This window comes from Vibrio sp. LB10LO1 (assembly GCF_010092875.1).
Classification (GTDB): domain Bacteria; phylum Pseudomonadota; class Gammaproteobacteria; order Enterobacterales; family Vibrionaceae; genus Vibrio; species Vibrio campbellii.
The window spans coordinates 90885-102632 of the sequence record NZ_JAADJW010000011.1 but is presented as its reverse complement, the minus strand read 5'-3'; the positions used below and the strand labels follow the sequence as shown (position 1 = coordinate 102632).

Below are 11748 nucleotides of genomic sequence, written 5' to 3'. Positions count from 1 at the left end.
AATCTGCAGACGAAAACGACAACAATACTCTCAATAAACGATTACTCAATGATCTTTCTAAATAATTCTGGACCAATGGTTGTCCCACTGCACACCACTAGCAAAGGTATTTTTGTACTCCGTAGGCCTTTGTTCAACCACTTTACCCGCCCCAGAACTGACTCGAAACTCGTCACCGTAGATCACCACACCTGAAGCGTCTGGTAAGGCACTTAGTTCGACCAATTTGCCCGTTGATTTGGACCAAATCCCATAACAACTGCCCGGTGGCGAAGTGGCTAGGATCCATTCATCGGTTGCGGCAATACTCGCTACATAATGATTGAATCGCGCCCACTCTTCAGGCTCTGCTTGTAGATCTTGCATCTCACCACCGCGGGTGTGCATGGCGATCAATGCTGGATACTCATCCGGTTCTCCACGATATTGCTGACCACAAAGTACCGTCTCCGTACCGTCGTGAGCTAAGTGACGAATGCTCAGCTTATGATCCGGTAGAGAGACTTGATCCAATAACTCACCTTGTTGAGACAAGTAACTCAAACTTGGCTTCATCGTATCAAGGTTGAGCGGTTGACGACCATTGGTATGTACGCCGCCAACGCCAATGGCAAGTGCACCATCAGGCATCATGATCACTTCATGAGGCCCTAGACCAAAACCGGTTAACTCATCGATTTTTTGATATTGCTTTTGCACATCATAAACACCAATGCTCCCCCGGCTTGTTCCCCTCTCTCCTTCTGTCGCAAATAGCAACGTGCCTTCATGAGAGTAAACACCATGGCCATAGAAATGGCGATTCGGTTTTGCCAGTTGCAGCTTGATCATTTGCTCTGAGCGATAATCAAACACCATAAAGAAGGTGCCAGGTCGTCGACCAAAAACCACGGCATGGCCTTGCTGGTTTGTCGCCACGCCATGGCCCCGCTCGGGAATAGGCAGCGAAGAGAGCGGCATGCCATGCTCATCGGCCACCACCGCCGCGTATTTGTCTCGGCCGATAATAGAACAGCCGATCAACGCAGGCTCACGAGAGCTTGTGGAAGCACAACCAAATGGCATAGCAGGAACCGCCGCTCCGAAAAGAGCGGCTTTCAGTAAGGTTCGGCGGGTTTGATCAGTCACCATCAGTTGCATTAAATCCTATAACCACACCAAGCTCGATAGCCACTTCTTCGTGGATCAAGTACTTCAATTGCTCTAGTTTGTTGTATTGCGCTAGCACCATCCGATAGCCTTCTTTTGTTTGCAGTGCGGCAAACAAGCTCTTATCTTCCGGCCATGTATCTAACGCCATCTCGAACTGATGAACAACACGATCAGCTAAATCCGCATGACCTTGTTCTCTTAATAGCGCATCTAGCCCGTTACCGTCGGCAAAATAGAGTGCTTCCATTGCGGTAAGGTTCGCTTTCAAGTTCGAAAGCGACGTCTCTGAACGCCACGATTCTGAGAAATAAGGGCGAGGCTTGCCAATCTTCGCCAATGGGCGACTCAACTTCTTCATGCTGTATTCAAGCTGATTAGAAAGCAGTGAAATGTACTCAGATTCCCATTCCGTCATCTCTAACGATTTCCACGGGTTTTCTGCCCAAGAATCCGCGATGATCTGCGCTTTGTTATCGAGGTTTTCTGCAATCGCAACCCCCGTCGCACAGGTATTACTGTTGCTAGATAAAGTCGATGCCTGATCGTAAAGCAGCCATTCCAATGCGCCTAAACCTTGCACGGTAACACTTTGCGTAGAGATATCTTCCGCACTCCAAGTTTGGGCAGATTTCGTTAGTGCAGACATTTTACGGCCAGTGGTGTTCTTTTTATCTGGCCAGAACTGAACATTCCAACTTTGCTCTAATGCCGTCGCAGGACCACGCTCTTGCCCTTGCAATGCCATCCATGCAAGCATGGTTTGATGCCACTGCTGTTTTAATTGTGTATCTTCTTTCGTTTCTAAAGCGCAGTAATCTGCAAAGCTCTGCTCTAACTCACCTGTTTGCGCTAAAAATGCCTGTGCAGCGTTAAACTCCACTTCGTAAACATTTTGCGAAATATGGCTGGTACTCTCCGGCTTGGTCGGGGTTGTTCCCGTTGTCGATTGGCAACCAACCAAACTTAACGCTGAGGCAATCGCACTCACTAACAGTGTATTTTTCATGGTTGGATCCTTATAGAGAGTTCAGAAACGCAATGAGAGCGTCACGCTCTTTTTTGTTCAGAGCTAAAACATTTTGTTTAGCGGTTTCCGCTTCACCGCCGTGCCACAATACCGCTTCCATCAAGTTACGAGCGCGACCATCATGCAAGAAGTAAGTGTGTCCGTTAACTTCTTCGGTATAACCAATACCCCATAGCGGCGCCGTTCGCCATTCACGGCCGTTTGCTAAGTATTCTGGACGGTTATCGGCTAAGCCTTCTCCCATGTCATGCAGAAGCATGTCGGTGTATGGGTGGATTAACTGCTCAGAAAGCGCTGGCAACTCTGGTCGCTTGGCCGTTTTCACATTGGTCTTGTGGCAGCTTTCACAACCAGAAGTCGCAAAGATTTTCTGACCAAGTTTCACGCTAGGATCGTTCACATTACGACGAATTGGCACTGCCAGGTGCTGGCTGTAAAACTCCACAAAGTCGAGAATGTTCTCACTCACTTCTGGCTTACCGCCATTTGGCATGTCGTCACAAATGCTTTGATTCGAGGTACAGTTTTCATTCGGGAATAAATGGCTCGTCAAACCGACATCGCCATTGAATGCCGCGGCATTTTGTTGCATTAGCGTCGGCTGTCCGGCTTTCCAGCCAAAACGACCAATCGAGAAGTCGTCCTTCTCAATATCCCAAACCTTGTTTGCTTTGCCTGAGATGCCGTCTTTGTTGGCATCGTGTTCATCAGCCCAAGCCAACAGTGTTTCGTCTGGAATGCTCTCTAACAAGCCAAGGCCGATCATTGGTGGCGCCACACGCGCTGAAAATTCAGTATCCGGATGCATGTCGCCATACCCTAAATCGGTAATGTTTAGGTGCGGCTTTCTCAGCGTCACTGTCGTGCCATCTTTAAATGTCACTGGCACATCGGTATAAGTGATTTCGATTTTGCCCTCTGGCGTTTGGTCTTGCAGGGCGAAATCTTGAAGCTGGCCACCATAAGTTGGCTCAGGTATGCCACCGTCTTTGATGAACGCTGTCTTTTGTTCTGGCGTCATTGCGGGGATACTCAAGCGCACCAGCATAGACACCGCATGTAAATCGTCTTTTTCAGGTGGATGACCACGGCCATCTTTGATGTGACAGTTCTGGCAACCATTGGTGTTGAACAATGGGCCTAGACCATCACGAGCATCTGTCGACGCTGGTGCTTGCACCCAAGGATTACGGAAAAAACTGTTGCCCACGCTGAAATCAAGACGCTTACTCATTGGTAAGTTAGCAGCGGGAAGAGAATAGGCGTTTGCGCCGTCTTTTTTAACACTGGTTTTGCCACCAGACTTAACATCGTAAGCCATGGCAGAAGAAGAAAGGATCGCGGCTAGCGCTGAAATTAGGTATGGCTTCATATCATTGCTCTACATATACAACAAGGGTGATAACAACGAGCTCAAACGTTAAAAGGGCTCACAAAGAGCCCTTATTTATTATGGTTTTCTTATTAAAACTCGTGGTCAGCAGTATCTGGGCTTAGGCTGTCGATACCGACAATGTTCGCCGCACGCTCAATAGCACCAGTTTGTGCTACCAGTGACATGATAGTGTCGTTAACTAGTGCGTTACCTTGTGCGTTACCCGCCGCAATTAGCTGGTCGAAGTGCTGGTTGTTCTTCTCTGCTGAAGTCACTAGTTCACCGACTTGGCTACGTGTCGTATCAAACTGCTTTTGAATTTCTTCCGCTGCTTTCTTGTCTTTTTGCGCTACAAGGTCAGCAATACTTGGGCCAGACAGTTCTTTACCGCTTACGCCTTTGTAAGTACCGGTGTAAACGTTGTAGATGCCTTGCTCATTGTAGTAGTGAGAGTTGTGCGTGTTGTCTGAGAAACAATCGTGCTCATCTTCTGTAGAGTTCGCTTCTAGTGCTACTTTCATACGTTCACCCGCTAGCTCACCTAGAGAAAGAGAACCCATACCAAATAGCATCTTACGCAAACCGTTATCCGCTGAGTCATTTAGTAGATCTTCACGGTAGTTACCTTTCACGTCTGCAGACCACTGCTTTTCCATCCACTCTAGGTCTTGAACCAGTAGATCGGCTGCCGCTTTCAGGTACTCACCACGACGGTCACAGTGACCATTCGTACACTCAGAACCGACAACGAAGTCTGTATAAGCGCGCTGACCTGCACCTGCGTTTGTGCCGTTAAGGTCTTGACCCCAAAGCAAGAATTCAATTGCGTGGTAACCAGAGGCTACGTTTGCCTCAGAGCCGCCCACTTCATTCAAGTCTGCAATGAGCTCTGGCGTAATGTTTGAAACATCGAGCTTAGAAGCACCAATCTGTAGGCTAGTGTTTGCTACGATGTTTGCAGCCGCACCTTCGTTACCTAGTTCGTATTGGTAATCAGCCGCTACGTAGTCGATCAGACCTTCATCAAGTGGCCACGCGTTTAACTGGCCTTCCCAATCGTCAACAATCGCGTTACCAAAACGGAAAACTTCAGACTGTTGGTAAGGCACGCGAGAATCTAGCCAAGCTTGTTTTACTTCTTCAAGCTTCTTCGCTGAGGGCGATTTTAGGAATTCGTCAATTTTTACGTCGAGCGTTTGAGCAGTCGTTAAAGAATCGGCAAACACAGCGTGCGCCACGTCTGCATAATGTTCGACAACTTGTTGTTTAGTTACTGTAGCAGCAACCGTAGAACCACTGGCAATGAGAAGTGATGCAGCAATAGATTGGACTAAAACTGTTTTTGCATTCATCTGAAGCATCCTTGTTGAGCATTTTAATTATCGTATTAGTAGTGCTAATTATTCTTATTTGCACTTTTAGTCCCGAGATAATACAAATTTACAATTTATTTGCAACTCCAGATACAAAAAAAGCCTCATAAAAATGAGGCTTTTAGAATGTTTTATTGTCAGTTTTGTCTTTAGGATTAAACCTTTAGGTGATGTTTCCCGTGAGAAACTTTCGCCTTAAGATAACTTTCGTTACCATCTTTGATGTGGGCAGACGTATTGACAACTTCTGAGATTTCAATCCCGTATTCCGACAGCTCGCGGATTTTCTTAGGGTTGTTTGTCACAAGGCGGATCTTATTCACACCCAATGCTTCTAACATTTGCGCCGCTTCCGTGAAATCACGTAGGTCGTCGTCGAAGCCCAAATGATTGTTTGCTTCGTACGTGTTCATGCCTTGGCTTTGTAAACGGTACGCATCAATCTTGTTGTAAAGCCCGATACCACGGCCTTCCTGACGAAGATATAGAATAATGCCGCCAGACTCACCCATGCGGTTGATGGTCTCTTCTAATTGTTCGCCGCAGTCACAGCGTGAAGAGTGGAAAACATCGCCAGTCAAACACTCAGAGTGCATACGAACTAAAGGCATTTCCTGTGTCTGGTCCGCTTGTTTGAAGATAATCGCAACATGCTCTTTATCTGTCTTTAGACCATGGAAAGACAGGATTTCGGCATCAATGTTACTTTTTGCCCCGACTTTAAAATCTACTCTGGCTCGTACTTCCGCCATATCTACACTCACTCGATTTATTGCTTGATGCATTTTCGTTATCGCATTCATGGGATTGCTCTCATTTGCTCTTCAACTATGGGGATTGATACCGCATTTTTCAATGTTGAGATCACAACGAGCCCTATTCTTATTGTGACAAGCTGGAAATCCTAGAGGATGAAACCCGCTGGCCGACTCTACAATTGTTATAATATAACATTTAAAACTAACTACAATAAAAAACCCCAGACAAATTTGCCTGGGGTTTCGAATGCGTCGATAAAGCGTTTGATTTTAATGCGTTTGACTGCGCTTCCATACGGCAAGCTCAATCCAAACGGCTTCGAGTTCTTGAATTTCCTCGTCGGTTAAAACGGCGAGAGTCGAAGTGACTTGTGGCAGCTTCGGTGACTGGAACGCACGAATCTGCGAATAAAAGTCCTTTTTTAATTGCGATATAACTGAATCCACTGCGTACACCTATTCGTTCTTTATTACTTCTCCAGCTCAATTTTTATGGTCTGATATTCACTGAAGCCTTCATAAATTCGGGAAAATGATAACATTCTGCTTGTTATGTGCACAATTTATTTCTAATAGTGGAATAGTGGTCACATTAATTACGCTTTACCATTCGGATCGAATATAAGAAAAAAAAGATCAAAAATAGCAGCGGAAAGATCCACAGTAGCGCAGTGGAATAATTAAATGGCGGCTGATATAGAACAATATTCCCATAACGAGCAACGATATAGTCCTTTATTTCTTGGTTTGAACTGCCCTCATTCGCCATCGTATACACCTTTAAACGCAGGTCTTTTGCCGCCTGTGCGTTGGATTCAACCAAGTTTTGGTTCTGGCATTGAGGACAGCGTAAAGTCTTGGCTAGCGAGGTTGCGCGCTGTTGCACTTCAATAGAATGAAACTCAAACAGATCAACATTCTGTTGTAAATCTCCCGCCTTTGTTAGCGGAGAAAATAACAAAAAAACCATTAAACTCAAGAGAAGATAATTAAATCGAAACATTCAAATATCCTGAAAATATATCGTTCCATTTATCTGCTGTTAACTCACCGCGATATTTGATCAACACACGACCATTTTGATCAATCAAGTAGGTTTCAGGTGTTCCAATCACACCAAGTTCAACAGCGAGCTTTCCATTTGGATCACTGATCACTTCAATATATGGATTTCGTTTGGAGCTCAAATATTCACTTGCAGCTTGTTTTTGGTCTCTGTAATTCAGTCCAACGATAGGTACACCGAGTTCTGATAGCTGCAATAGCTCCTCGTGCTCTCGTTTGCATACTCCGCACCAAGATGCCCAAACATTCAATAATTTATATCCGTCACTTTTGAGTATCTGTTGCGAAATCATCTCACCAGACATCAAAGATTCTGAACTAAAATTAGGAATCTCTAAATTTCGCTGTTGGGACAATTCTACATTTGGTCGCTCAGATAACCCAATCGCGGTCACAGCCGAAAACACAGCGACAGCCGCAACGAGACCTGCGAGTTTAAGCGAATTTCTCGATCTCATGGATAGCTTCTCTCCTTCTCTTTACACCTATCATTAGCGCACCAAACACTGCTAATAATCCGCCTGACCATATCCACCAAATACCAGCACGGTACTGAACCTTGATTGCATAAGCATGGGTTTCCACTTTATCACCCAATGTAACGTAGTAATCACCATGCCATAATGAACGAATCGCAGGCTCCGTCATGTTCATTACCCGCACAGGATAGTGGCGCTTTTCCGGTTTGAAATTGAGGGCACTCCCATCTTCCAAGCGTAAGGTGACTTGCCCTTGCTCAGAGGTGTAGTTAGGACCTAATAGCCATTCGATACCATGATAATCGATGGTGATTCCCGCCCTATGGAGCGAGCTACCGGGCTCAACGCGTAAATTATATTCATAAGAGTAGTGGCTGTTGAACACAGCCCCGCTTGCTGCCAATGCAAAACCGATATGAGCGAGCGTCATCGGCATCAATTGACTCTTTCTTTCACTGCGACATAGCATGACTAAATGTACCGCGGCAACCCAAGTCGCTAATGCAATCATCAGTAACACTTCAACATGCAGCACGTCTACTGCGAGCACAAATCCGATGCCAGAGACTGTAGATACCGTAATACTAATCAGAACGTCTCGGTGAGCACATGAACTGGTCCCCTTCATCCACTTTAATGTGGGCATAAAAGCAAGAGCCACAAGAGCCAATACACTCACCGGAAAGATGAGACTATTAAAGTACGGCGCCCCAACCGAAATGTTTCCTAACCCAAGCAACTGATAAACCATTGGGTAGAAAGTACCTAGGAAAACAATGGCTGTTGCAATAACGAGCAAGCCAATAGCGATGTATGCGGTATAAGCTCGACTGACTAAAGATTGAAGTTTGAAACGGGAAAGTTGTTCTCCTCGCAAAATCAATACGCCAAAAGTGATGATGACAAGCAGGCTCAACACGCCAAGTAATACCAAACCTTTAGTCGGATCAACCGCAAACGCATGCACTGAAGTCAGCACACCAGAGCGCACAACAAATGTCCCTAAAATGCTTAGGCTGAACGTAGCAAACGCTAGTGCATAGGTGCTCCAAATTGCGCCTCTGTTACGTGTTGCGACAACACCGCTGTGCAACAAAGCAGTACCGGTCAGCCAAGGAAGCAAAGAAGCGTTCTCGACAGGATCCCAGAACCACCAGCCACCCCAACCGAGTTCATTGTAAGCCCACCAAGAGCCAACTAAGATCCCCATTGTGAGCGTTCCCCATGCAAAAAAGGCTGCGCCACGAGCAAACGTATACCAATCGCCCATCGGTTGTTTACTTAAAAGAGCCGCTAACGCAAAAGCTAATATAGCCGAGTAGCCGACATAACCTAAATAAAGCAACGGAGGATGAATGATAAGCCCAACATCCTGCAACATTGGGTTTAGATCTCGCCCTTCCGACACCAATACTTGGGCATATTCGAACGGGTTAGAGGTCATTAACGTAAACCATGCAAACGTCGCAATCAGAACGTTCATGATTCCTAAACAGTCACAAGTATATTGGGCGTTGAGCGGAGACTTATATGCAATAAACGACGCCCAAAAACTCAAGGTGACGACCCAAAACAACATGGAGCCTTGGTGCCCGCCCCAAGCGGCAGCAATTTTGAACGCCACCGGAAGTTGACTGTTGGAATGTGTCACAACATATTCCAGCGCGAAGTTGTCTTGCACAAAACAGACGATCAGAAGTGCTAAACAAATGACGGAAGCTAAGCTAATGATGTGGGACATCGCGACTTGATGCGGCAATGTCGCCTTCTTACCTAGGGCGCGACGTATCCAATGCAGCAGCGATGCACAAGTGGATGTTACAGCCACCAATATCAGTAAGAAGAATCCTAGCTCAGCCTCCATTTTTGCCCCTTACACTATGGTCATTTGACCGGCATAGAGAATGAAAGTGCGCAGCATAAGTACGCCAACAAGGCTTAGCGTCGTCACCACAAAAACGTAACTGCCTTTGTGGCGCACTTCTGAAGGCGTCAACCAATTGAGAGTCAAAGGCGTAATCATGCCGATGAACACTACCCCAACCCAGAACCATTGAGCCCAAAAACCGCTAGAAATCGCATTCCAAGCGGCAATCTCATTCTGACCGCCACTAAAGATAAGCCCAGTAAAGAATGTCACTAAAACAAACAACTCAAACAGTACGACTGGACGTTCAAACCCATGTACCCAAGACACACTTGGACTGCTGGTCGACTCTTTAAACACCAAGATGCCAAACATCAAACATGCAGCTGCGCCCGAGGACAAACTAGAGAACAGGAACAAGATTGGCAGTACTGGATTGTTTAGCATTGGGTAAGTCTTCAACGCAGACAATAGAAAGCCAGTGTATGCCGCAAGCATGATGGCTAAGAAGCCCAAGAACAATTCAATGGCGTTGTTGGCTTTCCCCGCCTTAATTAAAATGCCGTCAACAAAATCCAACAGTTTGCTCGGTAACTTCCCCTCACAGAAACTGATGATTTGATGGCGGAAGATAACGCCGATCCAAACAAACAGCACTAGCATGTACACTTGGAACAAGATCACGCCCATCGACATCACCGACGTCGGGTTGTAGTAAATCATGATCTTCCAAAACTCGAGCGGTTTAGTTAAGTGAAAAATCAAAATTACGAGGCCGGCAATGATGCCAAACGGTGCTAGCCAAGCCATTGCTTTCATGATGCCATTGTTTGCTGGGTCACCCTCGATAACTTTGCGTTTTAAATAGATGGAGATCATTACCGCACCTGCTGACATCCCAGCAAGGAATAAGTAAATCGCGATGATCCAATCCCAGACTAACGAGTCAAAGTGGAATGCACTTTCGAAGCCGTTCATGATGACACCTCCCCTTTGCTATGCGGAATTTTGTACAGTTTAGGTTGCGTACCTAAATGCGATTTATCGCGATAGACAACATGACTTTCGATAGCTTTGCTCACCTCGCTAGTTGGGTCATTTAAATCACCAAAGATGAGTGCTTTTGTTGGGCAAGATTCCACGCAAGCTGGCTGCTTACCTTGCGCTAGATTGGTATCACGGCAGAAGTTACATTTATCCGCAGAGTGATCGACTGGATTAAAGAAGCGCACTTGGTAAGGGCAAGCAGCTAAGCAATAACCACATCCGACACATTTCTCTTTGTGTACATCCACGATGCCGGTCGCTTCATCTTTGTATGCAGCGCCTGTTGGACAAACGTATACACATGGAGGGTTATCACAGTGCTGACAGGATTCGCGAGTAAACTGGTATTCCACACCTGGGTATTCGCCAATCGGTTCACTGCGATGAATTTTAAGACGGGTAACGCCTTCAGGAACGTTATTCACTTCACGGCAAGCATCGGTACAAGCAGTACAGCCAATGCAGGCGTTCTCATCGTGAACCATTCCCATACGCTTCACTTGCTCATTATCACTGGCATAAAGAGAGGAGCTAACAACGGAAGTGCCTGCAACGCCTGTGGTCAATATCAACGCGCCGCTGCCGGCGAGGAAGTTTCTTCTAGAACATTTCATGCTATCTCTCCTCTTCTTTTGCAAGTTCAGGTTCGATGGCAAACTCAGAGTGACAATCTACACACTGCTTAATCAACTGTTTTCTGTCGTAAGAGAGGGCTTTGTTTTTTGCAGCATGAACATCATGACAATTTGAGCAAGTAAGATTCTTTGCATGAACATCATGCGTCCAGTGTTTTTCTCTGAGCTTGGCAGGGGCATGGCAATCCACACACTGGCTGTTGGCTTTAAGAATCATGCTTGGATCAAGGGACACTTTGTCGTGTACCTCTTTCGATTGCGCGGCAGAAAACTTAATCACATCCGGTGCACCTTCACGGTGATCAGGACCGATGTTACTGTGGCAGTTGGTGCAATTAAGCTGCTTACCTTTGCTGAGTAACGCTTGCGGATCATGCGAAAGGTTCAGAGTCTCTTTGGCATCCTTATGACATTGGAGACATTTGTAGTCTCTGTCTCGGATTAACTCGACTTGATGACGCTCAGCTTGAGCACCTTCAATCGGCTCTGAAGAAGTCGCATGGGCGGCGATGGAGAAACCATAGATGGCAAAGACGAAGAGAAATTTCAGCATTGTCTCTATGGTCAATTTTATATTGCCCATATTTTTCTTTCCTTAGCTCGACAATAATTGATAACTATTCTCAATTATTTATTTGAGCGACAATTAATTTCCTCTGAAGATATTTTTCCAAATCTTCAAATGACATCAATTCTTATTTCGGAAAGCCACAACGCTAAACCTATATTTATAATACCTCTATTATTCATAAGAGGTAGAAACAACTGCTTAAAAAGCGAACTAAATCACCCTATTTTTGAAATGGTTAAATCCTAACATCTTGCTATCAAAGACATTAACCACTACCCCTTTAGAGGTATAAAAACTTAAACATGATTGAGATCACTGGTGTAAATTGATCTAAAACAAGACAAGTTCTGCTCACTATTTCATCCATTGGAATAAACAATAATATTAAATACAGATCTC

General features: G+C 45.5%; 12 protein-coding genes. All 12 read right to left on the bottom strand.

Annotated features, from left to right (window positions below; all coding sequences use genetic code 11):
- Window positions 1–57: 57 nt before the first annotated feature.
- The 12 genes from GXP65_RS10255 to nrfB all read right to left on the bottom strand — a co-directional run bounded on the left by GXP65_RS10255 (window position 58) and on the right by nrfB (window position 11361).
- Complete coding sequence (locus GXP65_RS10255) at window positions 58–1140, bottom strand: DUF1513 domain-containing protein (protein ID WP_162092726.1); 1083 nt, start codon at window positions 1138–1140, stop codon at window positions 58–60.
- Complete coding sequence (locus GXP65_RS10250) at window positions 1121–2158, bottom strand: imelysin family protein (protein ID WP_038889992.1); 1038 nt, start codon at window positions 2156–2158, stop codon at window positions 1121–1123. Before GXP65_RS10250 ends, GXP65_RS10255 begins: the two co-directional genes overlap by 20 nt.
- A 10-nt stretch (window positions 2159–2168) precedes the next feature.
- Entirely contained in the window at window positions 2169–3551 is a 1383-nt protein-coding gene (locus GXP65_RS10245) for a di-heme oxidoredictase family protein (protein ID WP_162092725.1), read from the bottom strand.
- A gap of 92 nt (window positions 3552–3643) precedes the next feature.
- Window positions 3644–4906 (bottom strand): imelysin family protein, encoded by a 1263-nt coding sequence (locus GXP65_RS10240; protein ID WP_162092724.1) that lies wholly within the window; start codon window positions 4904–4906, stop codon window positions 3644–3646.
- Between the two features lie 176 nt (window positions 4907–5082).
- Window positions 5083–5730, bottom strand: coding sequence for a GTP cyclohydrolase II (gene ribA, locus GXP65_RS10235; RefSeq protein ID WP_012128311.1), 648 nt, complete (start codon window positions 5728–5730; stop codon window positions 5083–5085).
- A gap of 225 nt (window positions 5731–5955) precedes the next feature.
- Window positions 5956–6132: a hypothetical protein gene (locus tag GXP65_RS25230; RefSeq protein ID WP_005430632.1), complete on the bottom strand. Its 177-nt coding sequence runs from the start codon at window positions 6130–6132 to the stop codon at window positions 5956–5958.
- Between the two features lie 145 nt (window positions 6133–6277).
- Entirely contained in the window at window positions 6278–6688 is a 411-nt protein-coding gene (locus GXP65_RS10230) for a cytochrome c-type biogenesis protein CcmH (protein ID WP_162092723.1), read from the bottom strand.
- Complete coding sequence (locus tag GXP65_RS10225) at window positions 6675–7208, bottom strand: DsbE family thiol:disulfide interchange protein (RefSeq protein WP_162092722.1); 534 nt, start codon at window positions 7206–7208, stop codon at window positions 6675–6677. The genes GXP65_RS10230 and GXP65_RS10225 overlap by 14 nt, the downstream gene beginning before the upstream one ends.
- Complete coding sequence (gene nrfE, locus GXP65_RS10220) at window positions 7186–9093, bottom strand: heme lyase NrfEFG subunit NrfE (RefSeq protein ID WP_162092721.1); 1908 nt, start codon at window positions 9091–9093, stop codon at window positions 7186–7188. The genes GXP65_RS10225 and nrfE overlap by 23 nt, the downstream gene beginning before the upstream one ends.
- A gap of 9 nt (window positions 9094–9102) precedes the next feature.
- The gene (gene nrfD / locus GXP65_RS10215) at window positions 9103–10074 is read right to left on the bottom strand and encodes a cytochrome c nitrite reductase subunit NrfD (protein ID WP_162092720.1); all 972 of its coding nucleotides are present in this window, start codon (window positions 10072–10074) and stop codon (window positions 9103–9105) included.
- On the bottom strand, window positions 10071–10757 hold the full coding sequence (gene nrfC, locus GXP65_RS10210) for a cytochrome c nitrite reductase Fe-S protein (RefSeq protein WP_162092719.1): 687 nt from the start codon (window positions 10755–10757) through the stop codon (window positions 10071–10073). Before nrfC ends, nrfD begins: the two co-directional genes overlap by 4 nt.
- A 1-nt stretch (window position 10758) precedes the next feature.
- Window positions 10759–11361: a cytochrome c nitrite reductase pentaheme subunit gene (gene nrfB / locus GXP65_RS10205; RefSeq protein ID WP_162092718.1), complete on the bottom strand. Its 603-nt coding sequence runs from the start codon at window positions 11359–11361 to the stop codon at window positions 10759–10761.
- Between the last annotated feature and the right edge of the window lie 387 nt (window positions 11362–11748).